Below are 21,726 nucleotides of genomic sequence, written 5' to 3'. Positions count from 1 at the left end.
TGTCCGGCTCGACCGACAGATGTGAAATGGCGGCGAGAAGGCTGTAGGCAGCAGCCCTGACCTTGTGTATCTCCGGTGGGCAGAGTCCTCGCGCGCACCGACGGTAGTAGTCCCTTAATTCACCGAGTGGCTTCTTTGGCATGCCCGCTCGGCGTCTTCTCTCAATCCTCGGCGCCCGTCGCGTTGGCGCTTTTAATCCGAATTGGTGATGACATGACGCTGTCTATGGAATTTGTTTCAGCTGATACCAGTGCCCATCAGTTGGCCTTTTGGCGACATGCCCTGGCCGGTGTGGAGCCACTTGAATTCCCGACAGACCGCCCTCGCCCCATTGCACATCCCGGCGCCAGTGATGCCATCAGCTTCACGGTTCCCGCAGTGACGGCTGAAGGGCTGCGGACACTGGCCTCCATGCACAGGGCATCGCTGTTCATGGCGGGCCTGGCTGGTTTGCAGGCGGTGCTGTCGCGGTGGTCGCGTCAGGACGACATCGCGGTCGGCACCCCCGTCGTCACCCGGTCCGGCGAGGAGTTCGTTAACACCCTCGTCATGCGTTCCGACTTGTCGTCGAATCCGTCCTTTGACACGCTCCTGGGCCAGGTGCGGGAGACAGCGCTGAGCGCGTACGCCCACCAGGATCTTCCGTTCGAGCGGATCGTCGAGGACCTGGCCCCGGCGCGTGACCTGTCGCGCAACGCGCTCTTCCAGGTGATGTTCGAGCTGCATGAGGGCACGCTGGGTGCAGTGGACGGGGTTCGGCTCCTGGGGGCCGACAGCTGCGATTTGTCGCTGACGCTGACGCAGGGTGCTGACGACGGGTTCGCCGGTGAGATCGTGTATGCGTCGGAGCTGTTCGACCGGGCGACGGTGGAGCGCCTGGCCGGCCACTACGCCAACCTCCTGAGTGCGGCTGTCGCCGAGCCGGCGCGGCCGGTCGGTGAGCTCGACCTTCTCGGTGTTCAGGAGAGGGAACAGCTGCTGGTCACCTTCAACGACACCACCGTCCCGTATGTGGACAACACAACGGTTCAGGCTCTGGTGGAGGAGCAGGTCGAGCGGACTCCGGATGCGCCGGCGGTGGTGTTCGGGGTATCGGAGCTGTCGTACGGCGAGCTGAATGCTCGGGCGAATCAGCTGGCGCATCATCTGATCGACCGAGGCATCAAGGCCGAGGATCTGGTCACGGTGTGTGTGGACCGCGGTCCCGACATGATCGTGGCCCTTCTTGGAGTCATGAAGGCCGGTGCCGCGTATGTGCCGCTGGACCCGGACTACCCGGCGGCGCGTCTGGAGTTCATGCTCAACGACACCCGGGCCCCCCTTGTCATCACCCAGGCCCACCTGGCCGACCGGCTCCCCGAGACCGCAGCCCAGCTGCTGATCGACGCCGACTGGGCAACGGTCGCGACGCAGCCCGGCACCAATCCGGCGCCCCAGTCCGGACCGCAGGATCTGGCGTACATCATCTACACCTCCGGTTCCACCGGCACCCCCAAGGGTGTGATGGTGCAGCATCAGGCGATCTGCCGCCTGATCGACAACAACTGGTTCGCCGACATCACCGCCACCGACGTCGTCGCCCAGACCTGCAACTTCTGCTTCGACGTGTTCACCTTCGAGTGCTGGGGAGCCCTCACGGCCGGCGCCACGCTGGCCATCGTGACGAAGGAAGCGCTGGTCGACACCCCGCTCCTGGCATCCACCCTTCGTGACTACAACGTCTCGACGATGTGGCTGACGGCTCCGCTGTTCAACCACCATGTTTCGGAGTGCCCGGACCTCGTCGCCGGGATGAAGACCGTGATGTACGGCGGTGACGCCGTGGAGCGTTCGGTCGCTGACGCACTGCTGGCCGGGCCGTTCGCCCCGAAGAACCTCGTCAACGGCTACGGGCCCACTGAGGCGACGGTGTTCGCCACTTGCTACGTCGTGGACCCTGACGGGCCGCAGATCACCTCGATGCCGATCGGCAAGCCGATCGCGAACACCGAGGCGTTGGTCATGGACCGGTTCGGCGGTCTGGCACCTGTGGGCGTTCCCGGCGAGCTGTGGGTCGGCGGGCCCGGCGTGGCCTGCGGCTACTGGAATCGTCCCGAACTGACCGCAGAGCGCTTCGTACCGCATCCGTTCGCCGGCAATCCGGCTGAGAAGGCGTACCGGACAGGTGACCTGGTGCGGTGGCTGCCGGATGGAGACATCGAGTTCCTGGGCCGTATCGACCAGCAGGTCAAGCTCCGCGGTCTGCGGATCGAACTCGGCGAGATAGAAGCGGCCCTCGCCGCTCACGAGGATGTCGCCAATGTCACCGTCGTGGTCCGTGAGGGCACCCCTGGCGACAAGTACCTGGTCGGCTACTGCGTCCCGGCCGCTGGCCGCGAGCTGACCGCTGCCGGGCTGCGATCCCGGCTGCGGGAGAGTTTGCCCGACTACATGGTCCCCAGCTGGTTCGTTTTCCTGGACGCTCTGCCGCTGACCCCGAACGGCAAGGTGGACCGCCGCGCGCTCCCCGAGCCCGACGGTGCCTGCCAGGGATCAGACGGCGAGTACGTCGCCCCGCGCAACGAGACCGAGCGGATCATCGCCGACATCTGGAGGGAAGTACTCGGCCTCGACCAGGTCGGTGTCCACGACGACTTCTTCCACCTCGGCGGACATTCCCTGCACGCAGTGCAGATGGTCTCTCGGGTGGCCAGGAAGCTGAACGGCGAGCTGACCGTACGAGACATGTTCAACGCCCCGACCATTGCCCTGCTCGCCGAAGTTCTCGCCTCCGGCGAGAGCGGTGCTGTCATGCCTCTGGTTCCCCGCAACGACTGCTCCACTGTGCTTCCGCTGTCGTTTGCCCAGCAGCGGTTGTGGTTCCTGGACCAGTTGGAGCCTGGGAGCGCGGAATATGTGATCCCGTTCGGGTTCGAGGTGAAGGGCGCTCTGGACCTGGCCGCGCTGGAGACGGCGTTCTCGGGTCTGGTGGCTCGGCACGAAGTGCTGCGGACCCGGTTCGTGACGGGCGCCGACGGTGAGCCGGTCCAGATCGTCGACGGGCCGTGGCAGGTGAAGGCTGAGATCGCGGATCTGGCCCGTGTGGCGGACCCGGTGGAGCGCGAAGCGGCTGCCCGCGAAGTGCTCGATGTGAAGGCCGGCGAAGCCTTCGACCTGACCAGTGGTCGACTGCTGCGGACCGCGGTGGTCCGTCTCGAGGAGCGGCGGCACCTGCTGATGGTGGCGATCCACCACATCGTGGCGGACGGGTGGTCGGTGTCGGTGCTCGCTGATGAACTGCGGGAGTTGTACGCCGCGGCGATCGAGAACCGTGAGGCCGATCTGCCGAGTCTGGTGGTCCAGTACGGTGACTTCGCGCTCTGGCAGCGCCAGTGGCTGACTCCCGACAGCGAGGAGCGTCAGCTTGACTACTGGCGCCAGAACCTCGCCGGTGTGGAGGCGCTGGAGCTGCCGGCCGACCGTCCCCGTCCGTCCGTGCGTTCCGGTGCCGGCGACGCGGTCATCTTCACCATCCCCACCACGACGGCGGAGGGGCTGCGGAAACTGGCTTCTCAGCAGAGCGCCTCGCTGTTCATGGCGGGTCTGGCCGGCTTCCAGGCGGTGCTGTCGCGGTGGTCGCGTCAGGACGACATCGCGGTCGGTACGCCGATCGCGGGCCGTAACCGGGCCGAGGTCGAAGACCTGGTCGGGTTCTTCGTGAACACCCTGGTCATGCGTTCCGACCTGGCATCGAACCCGTCGTTCGAGGCATTGCTGGGTCAGGTACGGGAGACCGCGCTGGGTGCGTACGCCCATCAGGATCTGCCCTTCGAGCGGATCGTCGAAGACCTCGCCCCCGAGCGGGACCTGTCCCGCAACGCTCTGTTCCAGGTCATGTTTGCTCTGCAGAACGTCCCCGACGGTACCTGGACCCTGCCGGGCCTCACCCTCGACACCATCGAGGTCGCCACCCACGCTTCGAAGTTCGATCTGACCCTGTTCCTGACCGAGCAGTCCGACGGTTCCCTCGAAGCCGAGATCGTCTACTCCACTGAGCTCTTCGACCGGACCACGGTGCAGCGTCTGGCCGGCCACTACGCCAACCTCCTGGGTGCGGCCATCGCCGACCCGGCCCGACCGGTCGGTGAGCTCGACCTCCTCAGCGAGCAGGAACGGGAAGAGCTGCTGGTCGGCTTCAACGACACCACCGTCCCCTACCAGGAGGGGATGACGATTCAGGCTCTCGTGGAGGAGCAGGTCGTGCGGACTCCGGACGCCCCGGCGGTGGTGTTCGGTGATGTGGATCTGTCGTATGCGGAGCTGAATGCTCGGGCGAATCAGCTGGCGCATCACCTGATGGGCCGCGGTATCGGTGCCGAGGATCTGGTCACGGTGTGTGTGGACCGTGGTCCCGACATGATCGTGGCTCTGCTGGGTGTCATGAAGGCGGGCGCCGCGTACGTTCCGCTGGACCCGGACTATCCGGCGGCCCGTCTGGAGTTCATGCTCAATGACACCCGGGCCCCCCTCGTCATCACCCAGGCCCACCTGGCCGACCGGCTCCCCGAGACCGCAGCCCAGCTGCTGATCGACACCGACTGGGTGACCGTCGCCACCCAGCCCGACACCAACCCGACGCCCCAGTCCGGCCCCGACAACCTCGCCTACATCATCTACACCTCCGGATCCACCGGCACCCCCAAGGGTGTCATGATCCAACACCAGGGCGTGGTGAACTACCTGCGCTTCCTGACCGGCACGGTTTTCAGCGGTCAGAACCCGGGGCAGCTGCTCCAGACGGTCTCCATTTCCTACGACGCGTCCGTCCGAGAGATCTTCGGCGGCCTCGCGTCCGGCGCTCTGCTCAGGATCATGCCGACCGGCTCCATGGGTGACCCCAAGACCTATCTGGAGGTCGCCGAGTCCACTGCCGTACGGAAGATCTTCAGCTGCGTACCCAGCGCCTATCTCGCGCTCGTCCAGACCGCCGCTGAATACGAGATCGACCTCAGCCTCGACACAGTGCTCCTCAGTGGTGAAAGCCCCACGCTGCTGGCAAGTGAGCAGGCGCGTGTGCACGCATCGGCGAAGGAGGTCATCAACCACTACGGCCCCACCGAAACCACCATGACCGCCGTCTTCCACCGGCATCACAGGATCACCGACGGAAACGTAGCCGGTCGGCCGATCGCGAACGTGCAGGCCCTGGTGATGGACCGGTTCGGCGGTCTGGCGCCGGTGGGTGTCCCTGGCGAGCTCTGGATCGGCGGGCCCGGTGTGGCCCGCGGCTATTGGAACCAGCCCGACCTCACTGAAGCGTGCTTCGTACCGCACCCGTTCTCACAGGACCCCGATGCCCGGGTCTATCGGACGGGGGACCTGGTGCGGTGGCTGCCGGACGGAAACATTGACTTCCTCGGCCGCATCGACCGGCAGGTGAAGCTGCGCGGCCTGCGTATCGAGCTCGGCGAGATAGAAGCAGGTCTTGCCGCACACGAGGACGTCGCGAACGTCACCGTGATCGTCCGCGAGGACACCCCGGGTGACAAGCGCCTGGTCGGCTACTGCGTCCCGGCCGCCGGCCGCGAACTGAGCATCGCCGACCTGCGGGCCCGGCTGCGGGAGAGCCTGCCCGCCTACATGGTCCCGGCGTGGTTCGTCTTCCTGGACGCCCTGCCGCTGACGCCGAACGGCAAGGTGGACCGCCGCGCACTGCCGCAGCCCGACGGCTCGCGCCCGGGGGCCGACGCCGACTATGTCGCCCCGCGCAACGAGACCGAGCGGATCATCGCCGGCATCTGGAGCGAGGTCCTCGGCCTCGACCGGATCGGCGTCCACGACAACTTCTTCCACCTCGGCGGGCACTCCCTGTACGCGGTGCAGGCGATCTTGCGCGTGGCCAAGAAGCTGAACGTCGAGCTGACCGTCAGGGACATGTTCATCTCCCCGACCATCGCGCAGATGGGCGAGGCCGTCGCGGCGGGGAAGCCCGCGGCCGATGAACTTCCCGTGCTTCCTCGCCGCGACGGGGCCGTGGTGCCGCTGTCGTTCGCTCAGCGCCGGCTGTGGTTCCTGGAGCAGTTGGAGCCGGGGAGCGCGGAGTACGTGATCCCGCTCGGGTTCGAAGTGGAAGGCCCCCTGGATCTGGCTGCACTGGAGGCAGCGTTCTCGGGTCTGGTGGCTCGGCATGAGGTGCTGCGGACCCGGTTCGTGACGGGCTCTGACGGTGAGCCGGTCCAGATCGTCGACGAGCCGTGGCGGGTGGCGACTGAGGTCGTGGATCTGGCCGGTGTGGCAGATTCGGCGGAGCGGGAAGCGGCCGCGCGGGGAGTCCTGGACGCGAAGGCGGGTGAGGCCTTCGATCTGACCAGTGGCCGCCTGCTGCGCGCCACGGTCGTCCGCCTTGCTCGTGAGCATCACCTGCTGCTGCTCACCATCCACCACATCGTGGCGGACGGCTGGTCGGTGTCCGTACTCACGGACGAACTGCGCGAGTTCTACACCGCCGCCATCGAGAACCGACCGGCGGCTCTCGATGAACTGGCAGTTCAGTACGGTGACTTCGCGCTCTGGCAGCGCGAGTGGATGACTCCCGAGAGGGAGGAGCGCCAGCTCGGCTACTGGCGTCAGAACTTGGTCGGCATCGAACCCCTTGAACTGCCCACCGACCGTCCCCGCCCGCTCGTGCGCTCCAGTGATGGTGACGCTTTCACCTTCACCGTGCCCGCCGACACTGCGGAAGGACTGCGCAAGCTCGCCTCCGTGCACGGCGCCTCGCTGTTCATGGCCGGGCTGGCCGGCTTCCAGGCCCTGCTGTCGCGCTGGTCCCGCCAGGACGACATCGCGGTGGGCACGCCGATCGCAGGACGGAACCGGGCCGAGATCGAGAATCTCGTCGGGTTCTTCGTCAACACCCTCGTCATGCGTGCCGACCTGGCGTCGAATCCGTCCTTTGACGCCCTTCTGGGTCAGGTGCGGGAGACCGCGCTGGGCGCCTACGCCCATCAGGACCTTCCCTTCGAGCGGATAGTGGAAGACTTCGCCCCTGAACGCGACCTGTCGCGCAACGCCCTCTTCCAGGTCATGTTCGAGCTGCGTGAAAGCACCCTGGGCACCGCGGACTTCGTCACCAACGGCGCGCGCTGGATCTCAGACGAAACGGTGATCTCGGAGGCGGCCAAGTTCGACCTCTCCCTGACGCTCACACCAGGTGCTGACGGCGGCTTCGCCGGAGAGATCGTGTACGCGTCGGAGCTCTTCGACCGGGCGACGGTGGAAAGGCTGGCTGGCCACTACACCAACCTCCTCGGCGCGGTCGTCGCCGACCCGGCGCGGCCGGTCGGTGAGCTCGACCTTCTCAGCGTGCCGGAGCGGGAGCGGCTGCTGGTCACCTTCAACGACACCACTGTCCCGTACCAGGACGACATCACCATCCACGAGCTGTTCGAGCAGCAGGTCGCCCGCACACCGGAGGCCATCGCGATCCTCTGCGAAGGCACGCAGCTCAATTACGCCGAGCTGAATGCTCGGGCGAATCACCTGGCGCATCACCTGATCGACCGCGGTATCGGTGTCGAGGATCTGGTCACGGTGTGTGTGGACCGCGGTCCCGACATGATCGTGGCTCTGCTGGGTGTCATGAAGGCGGGCGCCGCGTACGTTCCGCTGGACCCGGACTATCCGGCGGCCCGTCTGGAGTTCATGCTCAGCGACACCCGGGCCCCGCTCGTCATTACCCAGGCCCACCTTGCCGACCGGCTCCCCGGTAGTGCTGCCCAGCTGCTGATCGACACCGACTGGGAGACGATCGCCACCCAGCGCGACACCAACCCGACGCCCCAGGCCGGCCCCGACAACCTCGCCTACATCATCTACACCTCCGGATCCACCGGCACCCCCAAGGGCGTCATGATCCAACACAGGTCGATGAGCAACAGGCTGCAGGAAATGCGTAGCCGGTACGGGATTACGGATACCGATCGCGTCCTCCAGTTCGCCTCGGTGACCTTCGATGCAGCGGCAGAGCAGATCTTCCCCACCCTGATCTCCGGTGCACGGCTGGTCATGCGCGGCACGGAGGGCTGGAGCCCCGCCTCCATCATCAACACGATCAACTCCGGGGGCGTGACCATCGGCGAGTTGACCCCCGCCCTGTGGGAACAGGTCATCCCGCACCTCGGCAACGCGCGGACGCTCACCCGCGACTTCCGGCTCCTTGTGCTGGGTGGTGAGCAGGTACCCGCCGCCGCAGTGGAGCAATGGTTCCAGCACACCTCCGTACCGATCTACAACACCTACGGTCCGACCGAGACGACGATCACCGCGACGTCGAGCCTGATCACCAGGCCGCGCAACGTCATCTTGATCGGGTCGCCGATCGCGAATACCGAGGTGTTCGTGATGGATCGGTTCGGTGGTCTGGCTCCGATGGGTGTGCCGGGGGAGCTGTGGATCGGTGGTGAGGGCGTGGCCCGCGGCTACTGGAACCGGCCCGAGCTGACCGAGGAGCGCTTCGTACCGCACCCGTTCTCCGACGACCCGGACGCCCGCGTGTACCGCACCGGTGACCTTGTGCGCTGGCTGCCCGAGGGGAACCTGGAGTTCCTGGGCCGTATCGACCAGCAGGTCAAGCTCCGCGGTCTGCGGATCGAACTCGGCGAGATCGAGGCCGCCCTCTCCACCCACGAGGACGTCGCCGCGGCCACCGTGATCGTCCGTGAGGACACTCCCGGCGACAAGCGTCTGGTCGGCTACTGCGTTCCGGCCGCCGGCCGCGAACTGACCGTCGCCGACCTGCGGGCCCGACTGCGCACCAGCTTGCCCGACTACATGATCCCCAACTGGTTCGTCTTCCTCGACACACTCCCCCTGACCCCGAGCGGAAAGGTGGACCGCCGCGCGCTGCCGGAGCCGGAGGGCGACCGCCCCGATGTGGACGGGGACTACGTCGCTCCCCGTACAGAGGTGGAGCAGATCATCGCCGGCATCTGGAGCGAGGTCCTCGGCCTCGACCGGATCGGCGTCCACGACAACTTCTTCCACCTCGGCGGGCACTCGCTCCTCGCAACCCGGGTGATCAACCAGATCGATTTGCTGACCGGTCTGGAAGTCAGCCTCAAGAAGTTCTTCCTCACCCCAAGCGTCGCGGAAATCAGCACGCACGTCCTTGAGCTGCTTGCGCTCGAAGAGTCCACCGCTTCCGACACGACTTCACTCTGATCAGGTAAGGGAGAATTCCGATGAGTAACGCCGCAGGCAGCAGCCTTGAGTCGCGCCTTCTCGCCCGGATGAACAAGCGCACGGTGGACGACCGCATCAAGCGCGTCGGGTCCCCGAACGGCAAGCCTCTCTCGTTTGCCCAGCAGCGGTTGTGGTTCCTGGATCAGTTGGAGCCTGGGAGTGCGGAGTATGTGATCCCGTTCGGGTTCGAGGTGAAGGGTGCTCTGGACCTGGCCGCGCTGGAGGCGGCGTTGTCGGGTCTGGTGGCCCGGCACGAGGTGCTGCGGACCCGGTTCGTCACGGGCGCTGACGGCGAGCCGGTCCAGATCGTCGACGGGCCGTGGCAGGTAGCCGTAGAGGTCATGAATCTGGCCGGTGCGTCGGACCCGGCGGAGCGCGAAGCCGCCGCGCGTGCAGTGCTCGATGTGAAGGCGGGCAAGGCCTTCGACCTGACCAGTGGCCGCCTACTGCGGGCCACGGCCGTCCGCCTTGCTGATGAGCATCACCTGCTGCTGCTCACCATCCACCACATCGTGGCGGACGGCTGGTCGGTGTCCGTACTCACGGACGAACTGCGTGAGTTCTACACCGCGGCTGTTGAGAGCCGCCCGGCAGTCCTTGGTGAGCTGCCGATTCAGTACGGTGACTTCGCGCTTTGGCAGCACGGGTGGCTGACTCCGGAGAGGGAGGAGCGTCAGCTGGGCTACTGGCGCCAGAATCTTGCTGGTGTGGAGCCGCTGGAGCTGCCCACGGACCGGCCGAGGCCGCTGGTTCGTTCCGGTGCCGGCGACGCGGTCACCTTCACCCTTGACGCGGATGTTGCTCAGGGCCTGCAGAAGATTGCGTCGGCTCAAGGAGCCTCGCTGTTCATGGCGGGTCTTGCTGGTTTCCAGGCGGTGCTGTCGCGGTGGTCGCGTCAGGATGACATCGCGGTCGGTACGCCGATCGCGGGCCGTAACCGGGCCGAGGTCGAAGACCTGGTCGGGTTCTTCGTGAACACCCTGGTCATGCGTTCCGACCTGTCGTCGAACCCGTCGTTCGAGGCGCTGCTGGGTCAGGCGCGGGAGACCGCGCTGGGTGCCTATGCGCATCAGGATCTGCCCTTCGAGCGGATCGTCGAAGACCTCGCCCCCGAGCGGGACCTGTCCCGCAACGCTCTGTTCCAGGTCATGTTTGCTCTGCAGAACGTCCCCGACGGTAACTGGACCCTGCCGGGCCTCACCCTCGACACGATCGAGGTTGCCACCCACGCTTCGAAGTTCGATCTGACCCTGTTCCTGACCGAGCAGTCCGACGGTTCCCTCGAAGCCGAGATCGTCTACTCCACTGAGCTCTTCGACCGGACCACGGTGCAGCGTCTGGCCGGCCACTACGCCAACCTCCTGGGTGCGGCCATCGCCGACCCGGCCCGACCGGTCGGTGAGCTCGACCTCCTCAGCGTGCAGGAGCGGGAACAGCTGCTGGTCGGCTTCAACGACACCACCGTCCCCTACCACGACGCCGTCACTGTCCATGAGCTGTTCGAGCAGCAGACTGACCGCACCCCGGACACTGTCGCCCTCACCTGTGAAGGCACCCAGATCAGCTACGGCGAGCTGAATGCTCGGGCGAATCAGCTGGCGCATCATCTGATCGACCGAGGCATCAAGGCCGAGGATCTGGTCACGGTGTGTGTGGACCGTGGACCGGACATGATCGTGGCCCTCCTCGGAGTCATGAAGGCCGGTGCCGCGTATGTGCCGCTGGACCCGGACTACCCGGCGGCGCGCCTGGAGTTCATGCTCAACGACACCCGGGCCCCCCTTGTCATCACCCAGGCCCACCTGGCCGACCGGCTCCCCGAGACCGCAGCCCAGCTGCTGATCGACGCCGACTGGGCAACGGTCGCGACGCAGCCCGGCACCAATCCGGCGCCCCAGTCCGGACCGCAGGATCTGGCGTACATCATCTACACCTCCGGTTCCACCGGCACCCCCAAGGGTGTGATGGTGCAGCATCAGGCGATCTGCCGCCTGATCGACAACAACTGGTTCGCCGACATCACCGCCACCGACGTCGTCGCCCAATCGGCCAACTTCGCCTTCGATGCCTTCACCCTGGAATGCTGGGGTGCACTGACTGCTGGTGCGGCGCTGGCGATTCTCCAAAAGGAGACCGTCCTCGACCCGGAGCGTCTGCGCAGCGAGATTCGGTCGCAGTCCATCTCGACGATGTGGCTGACGGCTCCGCTGTTCAACCAGCACGTGTCGGAGTGCCCGGACCTGCTGGCCGGGATGAAGACCGTGCTGTACGGCGGTGACGCCGTGGAGCGTTCGGTCGCCGACAACCTGATGGCCGGGCCGTTCGCGCCGGAGAATCTGGTCAACGGGTACGGTCCCACCGAGACCACGGTGTTCGCCACCTGCTACCTCGTGGACCCTGACGGGCCGCAGATCACCTCGATGCCGATCGGCAAGCCGATCGCGAACACCGAGGCCTTCGTGATGGACCGGTTCGGCGGCCTGGCACCAGTGGGCGTTCCCGGCGAGCTGTGGATCGGCGGGCCCGGCGTGGCTCACGGTTACTGGAACCGCCCCGAACTGACTGCGGAGCGCTTCGTCTCCTACCCCTTCTCCAGTGATTCGGGTGAGAAGGCGTACCGGACGGGCGACCTTGTGCGCTGGCTGCCGGACGGAAACATCGAGTTCCTCGGCCGCGTCGACCAGCAGGTCAAGCTCCGCGGTCTGCGGATCGAACTCGGCGAGATAGAAGCAGCCCTCGCCGCCCACGAAGACATAGCCAATGTCACCGTGGTCGTCCGTGAGGACACCCCCGGCGACAAGCGCCTGGTCGGCTACTGCGTCCCGGCCGCAGGCAGCGAACTGAGCATCGCCGACCTGCGAACCCGGCTGCGGGAGAGCCTGCCCGACTACATGATCCCCAACTGGTTCGTCTTCCTCGCCGGCCTCCCCTTCACTCCGAACGGCAAGGTGGACCGCCGCGCGCTCCCGGAGCCCGACGGCGCCCGCCAGGCAGCCGACAGGAACTACACCGCCCCCCGTACCGAGAACGAGCGGGTCATCGCCGACATCTGGAGTGACGTACTCGGCATCGACCAGGTGGGTATCCACGACGACTTCTTCCAGCTGGGCGGGCACTCGCTCCTGGCAACCCGACTCATCTCGCGCATCAACAAGGCGCTCGGTACGACCGCCACCGTCCGGCAGCTCTTCGAAGCGCGGACTGTGGCAGCCTTGGCCGCCGACCCGGTGTCGGGAGCGCAGCAGGAGACCGCGATCGGTCCGCGTCCCGCAGGCGTGGCCGTGGTGCCGCTGTCGTTTGCTCAGCGGCGCCTGTGGTTCTTGGATCAGTTGGAGCCTGGGAGTGCGGAGTATGTGATCCCGTTCGGGTTCGAGGTGAAGGGCGTCCTGGACGTGGCCGCGCTGGAGGCGGCGTTCTCGGGTCTGGTGGCTCGGCATGAGGTGCTGCGGACCCGGTTCGTCACGGGCGCTGACGGTGAGCCGGTCCAGGCCATCGATGAACCTTGGCAGGTGCGGAGTGAGCTGATCGACCTGCGTCACATCGCTGACCAGACCGAACGCGAGACCCTGGCCCGCGCCACGCTCGACGCCAATGCATGCCGGCCCTTCGACCTGACCAGCGGCCGCCTGCTGCGGGCCACACTCGTCCAGCTCGCCGATGGGCATCATCTGCTGATGGTGGCGATCCACCACATCGTGGCGGACGGCTGGTCGGTGTCCGTACTCACTGATGAGCTGCGTGAGTTCTACACCGCAGCTGTTGAGAGCCGCCCGGCAGTCCTCGGTGAACTGGGGATTCAGTACGGTGACTTCGCGTTTTGGCAGCACGGGTGGCTGACTCCGGAGAGGGAGGAGCGTCAGCTGGGCTACTGGCGCCAGAATCTTGCTGGTGTGGAGCCGCTGGAGCTGCCCACGGACCGGCCGAGGCCGCTGGCTCGTTCCGGTGCCGGTGACGCGGTCACCTTCACCCTTGACGCGGATGTAGCTCTGGGCCTGCAGAAGATTGCGTCGGCTCAAGGAGCCTCGCTGTTCATGGCGGGTCTGGCCGGCTTCCAGGCGGTGCTGTCGCGGTGGTCGCGTCAGGACGACATCGCGGTCGGTACGCCGATCGCGGGCCGTAACCGGGCCGAGGTCGAAGACCTGGTCGGGTTCTTCGTGAACACCCTGGTCATGCGTTCCGACCTGGCATCGAACCCGTCGTTCGAGGCGCTGCTGGGTCAGGTACGGGAGACCGCGCTGGGCGCGTACGCCCATCAGGATCTACCCTTCGAGCGGATCGTCGAAGACCTCGCCCCCGAGCGGGACCTGTCCCGCAACGCTCTGTTCCAGGTCATGTTTGCTCTGCAGAACGTTCCCGACGGTAACTGGACCCTGCCGGGCCTCACCCTCGACACCATCGAAGTCCGAGGGGAGACACCGAACTTCGATCTCGTCTGCCTTCTCGACGCTGATGAAGCCTCCGGTTCCGTCGAGGGCCGGATCCTGTTCTCGCCCGAGCTGTTTGACCGGGCCACGGTGCAGCGCCTAGCCAGCCATTACGTTCAGCTCCTCAACGCGGCCGTAGCGGATCCGGCCCGACCTGTGGGCGAGCTCGACATGCTGACCGGACGGGAGCAGGAGCAGCTGCTGGTGGACTTCAACGGCACCGCCGTCCCCTATCAGGACGCCATCACCGTCCACGAGCTGTTCGAGCAGCAGACCGCCCGGACTCCGGACGCGATCGCGATCCTCTGCGAGGACACCGAGCTCACCTATGCGGAGCTGAATGCTCGGGCGAATCAGCTGGCGCATCACCTGATGGGCCGCGGTATCGGTGTCGAGGATCTGGTCACGGTGTGTGTGGACCGTGGTCCCGACATGATCGTGGCTCTGCTGGGTGTCATGAAGGCGGGTGCCGCGTATGTGCCGCTGGACCCGGACTACCCGGCGTCGCGCCTGGAGTTCATGCTCAATGACACCCGGGCTCCCCTTGTCATCACCAAGGCCCACCTGGCCGACCGGCTCCCCGAGACCGCAGCCCAGCTGCTGATCGACACCGACTGGGAGACGGTCGCCACCCAGCCCGACACCAACCCGACGCCCCAGTCCGGCCCCGACAACCTCGCCTACATCATCTACACCTCCGGATCCACCGGCACCCCCAAGGGCGTCATGATCCAACACCAGGGCGCGGTCAGCATGGCGGAACACCTGCCCCGGGACCTTCGCCTGGACTCCGACAGCCGGGTGCTGCAGTTCGCGTCGCCGAGCTTCGACGCCTCCATGTACGAGGTGTTCACCACCTGGGGCGCCGGCGCGACCCTCGTCCTCGCCCCGCGCGAGAACCTCTTCCCGGGCAAGCCCTTGGAGACGACCGTGGCCCGCCACGCCGTCACCGCGATCACGATGTCCCCGTCCCTGCTCTCCAGCGTCTCCACCGAGGCACTTGAAGGCGTACGGACCATCGTGGTCGCCGGAGAGGCGTGCCCTCCGGACACCCTCGCCACCTGGTCCCCAGGACGGGTGTTCATCAACGCCTACGGCCCGAGCGAGGACACCGTATGCAGCACGCTCTACGAGTACACACACAGCCGTGACCGCGTCTTGATCGGGTCGCCGATCGCGAATACCGAGGTGTTCGTGATGGATCGGTTCGGTGGTCTGGCTCCGATGGGTGTGCCGGGGGAGCTGTGGATCGGTGGTGAGGGCGTGGCCCGCGGCTACTGGAACCGGCCCGAGCTGACCGAGGAGCGCTTCGTACCGCACCCGTTCTCCGACAACCCGGACGCCCGCGTGTACCGCACCGGTGACCTTGTGCGCTGGCTGCCCGAGGGGAACCTGGAGTTCCTGGGCCGTATCGACCAGCAGGTCAAGCTCCGCGGTCTGCGGATCGAACTCGGCGAGATCGAGGCCGCCCTCTCCACCCACGAGGACGTCGCCGCGGCCACCGTGATCGTCCGTGAGGACACCCCCGGCGACAAGCGTCTGGTCGGCTACTGCGTTCCGGCCGCCGGCCGCGAACTGACCGTCGCCGACCTGCGGGCCCGACTGCGCACCAGCTTGCCCAACTACATGATCCCCAACTGGTTCGTCTTCCTCGACACTCTCCCCTCCACGCCCAACGGCAAGATCGACCGGAAGGCACTTCCAGAACCGGAGGGCCGCCCTGACATGGACGGCGAGTACGTCGCCCCGCGCACCGAGACCGAGCGCATCATCGCCGACGTCTGGAGCGAGGTCCTCGGCCTCGACCGGATCGGCGTCCATGACGACTTCTTCCAGCTGGGAGGGCATTCGCTGCGCGCCGTGCGGCTGGCGACGCGTCTGCAGGACGCCGGGTACGCGCTGTCGGTAAGGGCGGTTATGCAACATCCCACCGTGGCGGAGGCGGCCGCACTGCTCTCCCAGTCAGGCACGATCTCGCGGTCCCTCGCCTTTGAACTGGCCACCCAGAAGCCCGGCAGCCGAGACGAGCAGGCCGGCCCCGAGGGTGCTGGGCGGTATCTGTTCTGCATCCACCCCAGCGGGGGAAGCGCGCACTGGTTCGCGACGTTGGCCGGACAACTGGCAGGCACGTACCGGACGTACGGCATCCAGGCGCCCGGTATGGAGCCGGACGAGGAGCCCGTCGTCGGTGTTGAGGCGCTGGCCGCGCGCTACTGGGAGGAGATCAGAGCAGTCCAGCCGCAGGGCCCCTACCACCTTCTCGGTTGGTCGCTGGGCGCCGTCATCGCACACGAGATGGCCCGTCAGGCACCCGAAGAGACGGAGCACGTCTATCTCGTTGAGCCGCCGGTCGTCGAACCGCGCGTCCGGCAGCGGCTGATGGGCTACGTCGCGGACTATCGGCACGCCGTTGCCTTGTGGGAGAAGGGCCGGCAGGAGACGGGTGCCGAGCGTGAGCGGACCGAGATGGCCCTGCGTAACCTTGCCGGCAACCTTGAGGTACCGGACGAGTCCGCCAGCCTGGACGAATGGCTGCCCTACGCCACGCTCGGCGGCCTCCTGGAGTCGGTGGCGGCCTACGAGCCGTCGGCCTCCTCGGCGGCCTGCACCCTCGTCATCAGCGACGAGGTGCTCCTCAGCGGTCATGGCTCGAACGCGAGCGACGGCACGTACGAGGAGTACACCGCCCACTGGAGCAACCTCTATCCCGTCGGCTTGCGGCAGGCGGAAACACCAGGGACACACCTGGACATGCTGACGGCCCCCGAAGCCGTCCAGGTCCTCGCCCAGACGATCATCAGCGGCTCGATGCAGAACGCGAGGTGGCAGGCATGAACATTCCGACCTTCCAAGACGTCCAGGCTGCCCGACAGCGCATCGTCCCCGTGGTCCGCCGGACACCGATCTGGCGCATACCCGGCACCCGCGTCCTGCTCAAGCGGGAAGACCTGCAGAAGTCCGGATCCTTCAAACTGCGGGGTGTCACCAACGCTTTCGCGGTCGCAGCTCCGTCCAGAGTGGTCACAGCCTCCTCCGGAAACCACGGCAAGGCCGTAGCGATGCTGGCGCGTGCCACCAAGGTCCCGGCCACGGTCGTCATGACCTCGCAGTCGGCGCCGGAGAAGGTCGAGCGGATCCGCTCGATGGGTGCCCACGTCTGCTTCGTGGAGGGAGGCGTAGCGGAGAGGAACCGCCTGGCCGAGCTCGTCGCCGCCGAGCAGAACGCGACGCTGATTCCTTCTTCCGACCACTTCGACGTCATCGCTGGCCAGGGCACCACGGGGCTCGAAATCGCCGACCAGACCTCGAAGATCGAAGCCATCTACGTTCCCGTCGGCGGAGGCGGACTACTCGCCGGGATGTGTCTGGCCAGGACAGCTTGGCACGATGCACCCTCCGTCATCGGCGTGGAACCCGAGTCGGCTCAGCGATACGCCCTGTCCGTGGCCGCCGGAAGGCCCGTATCCGTCCCGCCGTCCACGACCATCGCCGATGGGCTGCGTGGGCAGGCCCCGGGCCGAATCACTCTGCCGATCATCGCCGGCGGGGTCGACCGCCTCACGGCGGTGGACGACAACGAGACCATCGAGGCCATGTCCCTTCTCCGCCTCTACGGCATCGTGGCTGAACCCAGCTCCGCGGCAGCGGTCGCTGCTGCTCTCAAGGCTCATCACACACGGGACGTCGTCGTCGTGCTGACAGGCGGCAACATCTCTCCCGCACGGTTCGATGAACTGCTCTTGCACGGGGCCCGCCAGCACGCTCTGGCCAGCGTCTAACTCCTAACACAGGAGAGCCATGGCCGGCCCTACCTCTGCCCCTGACATGCTTGCGTTGCAAGGAGTGCAATGACCGCCACATGCCTGAGCCGTGAAGTGCTCACGCCTCGCACCTACCGAGAAGACCACCTCGCCGAGCTGGTCCAGCCGACTGCCGAACCGCGCGTGTGGCTCGTGAACCTCACTATCGGCACCGCGGAGCCGGACCCCCTGTCCTTGTTGGACGCGAAGGAGCGAGCCAAGGCCACGACCTTCCGCTCGCCCCTGGACCGAGCCCACTACACGGCCTCTCACGTCGCCCTGCGCCGCATCCTGGGAGCCCACCTCGGCCGTGCGCCACAGGACGTACGGCTTACCCAGGCCGACTGCCCTGTGTGCGACGGTGGACACGGTAGGCCTGTCGTTGCGGGCAGTTCCCTGCAGTTCTCCCTCTCCAGGCGTGCCGGATACTGCTTGATCGCCCTGGCCCGCACATCCGTCGGCGCTGACCTGGAGCTCGCCCCGGCAATTGAAGTCGCCGACGAGCTCGCCACCACCCTGCATCCCTTGGAACGGGCCGCGCTCGAGATGGCATCACCCGACAAACGCGCAGCCGCTTTCGCGCGCATATGGGCGCGGAAGGAGGCGTACCTCAAAGGGCTCGGTACCGGACTGGCCTTGGGCGCCTCACACGACTACGTCGGGGAGGATGCGGAAGTCCCGAACTGGCGTTTCTACGACGTCGCGGCACCTGCAGGGCTGGCTGCCGCACTCGCGATCAAAGAGCCCGCCTGAGCAAGCGCAAGAGCTCCTGGCAGGGAAGGGATTCGCAAGAGGCCCGTCCCGCCAGGAACTCCGGCCGGCTGTCGTCCAAGCGCGGCCCGAGTCGGTGAAGAGGCTCTCACTCCTCGCCGGTCAGCCAGCCTTTGGCCACGGCCCTCGTGCCTGCCTGAAATCGGCTTCGTGCCCCAAGCTTCTCCATCAGGTCCGCAGCGATACGGCGGGCAGTGCGGGGCGAGACGCCGAGTCGCTTGGCGACCGCGTCATCGGTGAAGCCTTGGCCCAGGAGCCGGAGGGTTTCCGCCTCCTGGGGGGAGAGGCCGCGGTCATCCTCCCGCTCGCGTGAGCCCGCCGCCCCCATGGGCATGGCAGGTTCCCAGATGGTGTCGAAGAGCGCGCACAGGGCAGTGACGGTCCCACTCGCGCTGAGCACCAAGGCGCCGGCGCGACTGTCGTCTTCGTCGGTCGGGACGATCGCCACCCGCCGGTCGAGGATCATCAGTCGAATCGGTAGTGACGCAGTGGTGCGGACCTCGCCGTTCAGCTCCGCCAGCCAGTTCGCGTATGCCACAGTCGCCTGGCTGTTGCGGACGCTGTCGAGATACAGGGTCCGCATCCGCACACCGCGCTCCAGCAGTGCCTGGTCCTGAGGCTTGGCCGCTTCCATGCTCGCTGCACTCTGTGCTCCACCAGGCGCGAGTGTCATGACCTCCGTTCGCACATCATGAACCAGTCGACCGATCCGCTCCCGGATCTCCTCGATGCCATCGAGGCGCTCGATGCCGTCGATCTGTTTAGGAGGTCGGGCCACTGTGAAATCGGCAGCCAATTGTGCAGCCGCCAGGCGAATCTGCTCGATCCGCTGCTGCTCGACCGCCAGACGCTCCTGCTGACGGGCGATGACGGCCTGGATGCCCACCTCGGGGTCCACAGCCCGAAAACAGTCAGGTTGGTCGACAGATGGCCGGACCAGAGCCATTTCGCTCAGTTTGTCCAACGCCAAACGCAGCTCGGCGTCCGGCAAGCCGAGTCTCTCGCGCAGTAACTCAAGCTCAGCTTGCGGGTGTGCAAGTACCGCGCGGTAAACGGTCTCGCAGGCCTCATCCAGTCCCAGAGCTTCCAACATTCGGGCCTCCCCCAGCCGGTGATCAAGTTGTATCCAAGCATGCGCTGATCGGTCAGCGGACAGGCGTTGGTGAAAAGGTCCGAACTCCGGACGGTCCGCGCACGCACATGGCCGGTTTCTGCATTGGCATAAACGGTCCCGTATTGCCCACTGTTGCCCATTCCGGTCCTCCGTCAGAGTGGAGGCATGCGCCTGATTCACGTGCGAATTCAGTTCCCTGGGGGGCTCGGCTCGCCCGAGTGGCTCAGACGAGCCTTCCTCTCCCATGCCGGACCGGAGCAGAAGGTCGACCACATCAGCATCCACCCTGGTGACGAGGGGGAGCTGACGGTGGGGTTCTTCGTCACCGCCGCCTCCTTGATCGAGGCTGAAGCGATCTCGTACACCGTGGCACACAGGGCATTGAGTCACGAACCCGCGCTGCAACACGCCCGCATCACTAGCTACTCGGCCGCTATGGTCCCCGACCTGTTCGATCGGATGCTCGACGAGGCGCAGACGGGTGGACGGAATATGCGAAGGCCGGATGAGGTCAGCCGCGAGGGCTAGTCGGCAGAACCGGCGGCGGCGAGACTTGTGAATGTCAGCGAGGAACAGCCCAGAGCGCCACTCGGGTTAACGACGCAGACAACCCCACCAGCCGCTTCCTTAGGAGAGCTCTGCCATGTCTCAGCCCCGCCTGCGCCTCGCTCCGAAGTTTGGCGCGATCCTTGCGCTCGTCGCCCTCCCGGCCTTCGGTATCGCCGCCGCTTCCACGCAGCACAGCAGCACCATGGCAGCCGTGGCCAGCACCACCACAACCACCACCGATGTGCCCGAAACCGCTTCCGCGCCGACCCCCACTCCCACCCCCACGAAGGACACCACTGGCTGGGACTAGTACCCCTCAGCAGCCAGTATGCTCCCGGAACACCGAAGATCGTGTAATCACACCCGTAGATTTCATGGCGGTCCCAGGCGCTGGCGTGAACGACTCCCAGTCGCCGCTTACGCCGCCTCGCGGCCCTGCATCGCAGCCCGGACCGTCGATGCCACGCGGATTTAAGCGATGGCTCCGCCCGAGGCACCCCCAATACGCCCGCGGATGTCATGCCACCCTCTACTTGCCTGAGTTCCCTACGCCCAAGGAGAAGAGGACCTGCGATGGCGGATGTCACCAGTGCGCTGCAGACGGAAAGGTCTGCGGCCAAGCCTGCGCACAAAGACGGCACGGTTCTGCGTTGGCTTGCCGCCTACACCCTCTCCGTCCTCGGTGACAGCATCTACTTCATGGCTCTGGGCTGGGCGGCCAACCAGATCGCCGGCCCCGCCGAAGTCGGGTTGATCGTGGCGTCGGGAGCCGTCCCGAGAGCCTTGCTCATGCTCGGCGGTGGAGTGATCGCCGATCGTCTTGGACCACGTCGAGTCGTTATCGGTAGCGACACAGTGCGCTTCCTTGTCATCGCTGCCGCAGCGGCGGCGATCGCACTCACACCTGGCCACGTTTGGCTGCTGATCACCGTGGCCCTCATTTTCGGTGCGGTAGACGCTCTGTTCATGCCTGCCGTCGGAGCACTCCCGCCCCGGATTTCCACGCCGGACCAGCTGGTCCGCATCCAGGGCATGCGTGCACTCGCCGTCCGCGGCGGCAACACCATGGGCCCGCCGCTCGCGGGCTTCGCCATGGGCATCAGCGGGCCGGAAGCAGCGTTCGCGCTCGCCAGTTCCCTGTTCGGGATATCCCTCCTGCTGCTCCTCACCGTCCACATGAAGCCCCTCCAGGGCACAGGAGACGCCGAGGACGCGCCCCGTGGGACCAGCGCCCGACATGACTTGGTCGAGGGCCTCGTCTTCATCCGCCGTCACAAGCTGATCGGCCCTCTGGTCCTCGCAGCAGCCCTGAGCGAGCTGGGATTCGCTGGCCCTCTCAACATCGGTCTCGTCTTCCTCACCACAGAACGCAACTGGGGAGCTGGCGGGATGGGTTGGATCGTCGCCGGTTTCGGCATTGGGGCAGCAGCCAGTGCTCTCCTGCTCACCGTCCTGGGGCGCCTACCGAAGGCCGGCTACTTCCTCATCTCGACCACACTGGTGACCTCTGCCTGTGTGGCCGCTTTTCCTGCCGCTCCGGCGCTGGGCTTCACGGTGGCCCTCGCGGCGCTGGCCGGATTGGCGGGCGGCATCGCCGGCGGCCTGGCACAGGCCCTGATCCAGGCGGCCACAGATCACGCTTACTTGGGGCGGGTCACAGCTGTGACCAGTCTGACCGCCCTCGGGCTCGCACCCCTGACCTACCCGGCCTTCGGCGCTCTCGTCAGCTTCGGCGGCGTCGCCACAGCCTTTGCCGCCGGCGGCATTCTGAGTGCTATCGGCATGATCGTGTGCATCGCCTCTCCAACGATTCGCAAAGCCGAACTCGCCTGAGGTAACCCTTTCCCGG

General features: G+C 66.5%; 8 protein-coding genes. 7 read left to right on the top strand and 1 reads right to left on the bottom strand.

Going from position 1 to position 21,726, the window contains the following annotated elements; all coding sequences use genetic code 11:
• The first annotated feature begins 126 nt into the window (after positions 1–126).
• The 4 genes from SLUN_RS01195 (at position 127) to SLUN_RS01180 (ending at position 18,196) form a co-directional block, all read left to right on the top strand.
• A complete protein-coding gene (locus tag SLUN_RS01195) occupies positions 127–9,198 on the top strand; it encodes a non-ribosomal peptide synthetase (protein ID WP_159100124.1) in 9,072 nt (3,023 codons plus the stop codon).
• A gap of 20 nt (positions 9,199–9,218) precedes the next feature.
• Positions 9,219–16,478 (top strand): non-ribosomal peptide synthetase, encoded by a 7,260-nt coding sequence (locus SLUN_RS01190; protein WP_108146764.1) that lies wholly within the window; start codon positions 9,219–9,221, stop codon positions 16,476–16,478.
• Positions 16,475–17,422, top strand: a complete 948-nt coding sequence (locus SLUN_RS01185; RefSeq protein ID WP_108146763.1) for a threonine ammonia-lyase — start codon at positions 16,475–16,477, stop codon at positions 17,420–17,422. Before SLUN_RS01190 ends, SLUN_RS01185 begins: the two co-directional genes overlap by 4 nt.
• A 69-nt stretch (positions 17,423–17,491) precedes the next feature.
• On the top strand, positions 17,492–18,196 hold the full coding sequence (locus SLUN_RS01180) for a 4'-phosphopantetheinyl transferase family protein (protein WP_108146762.1): 705 nt from the start codon (positions 17,492–17,494) through the stop codon (positions 18,194–18,196).
• Positions 18,197–18,302: 106 nt separating this feature from the next.
• Here SLUN_RS01180 and SLUN_RS01175 read toward each other — a convergent pair whose 3' ends face one another.
• Complete coding sequence (locus SLUN_RS01175) at positions 18,303–19,307, bottom strand: helix-turn-helix transcriptional regulator (protein WP_108146761.1); 1,005 nt, start codon at positions 19,305–19,307, stop codon at positions 18,303–18,305.
• Between the two features lie 186 nt (positions 19,308–19,493).
• Here SLUN_RS01175 and SLUN_RS01170 point away from each other — a divergent pair, with 186 nt between their 5' ends.
• The 3 genes from SLUN_RS01170 to SLUN_RS01160 all read left to right on the top strand — a co-directional run bounded on the left by SLUN_RS01170 (position 19,494) and on the right by SLUN_RS01160 (position 21,710).
• Positions 19,494–19,856 (top strand): hypothetical protein, encoded by a 363-nt coding sequence (locus SLUN_RS01170; protein ID WP_108146760.1) that lies wholly within the window; start codon positions 19,494–19,496, stop codon positions 19,854–19,856.
• 115 nt (positions 19,857–19,971) lie between these two features.
• Positions 19,972–20,187, top strand: a complete 216-nt coding sequence (locus SLUN_RS01165) for a hypothetical protein (protein WP_108146759.1) — start codon at positions 19,972–19,974, stop codon at positions 20,185–20,187.
• A gap of 263 nt (positions 20,188–20,450) precedes the next feature.
• Entirely contained in the window at positions 20,451–21,710 is a 1,260-nt protein-coding gene (locus SLUN_RS01160; protein ID WP_108146758.1) for an MFS transporter, read from the top strand.
• Positions 21,711–21,726: the final 16 nt, after the last annotated feature.

Origin of the sequence: Streptomyces lunaelactis (genome assembly GCF_003054555.1) — a bacterium.
Lineage (GTDB): Bacteria > Actinomycetota > Actinomycetes > Streptomycetales > Streptomycetaceae > Streptomyces > Streptomyces lunaelactis.
The sequence above is the reverse complement of the archived record's forward strand: the minus strand, read 5'-3'. Positions and strand labels throughout refer to the sequence as shown.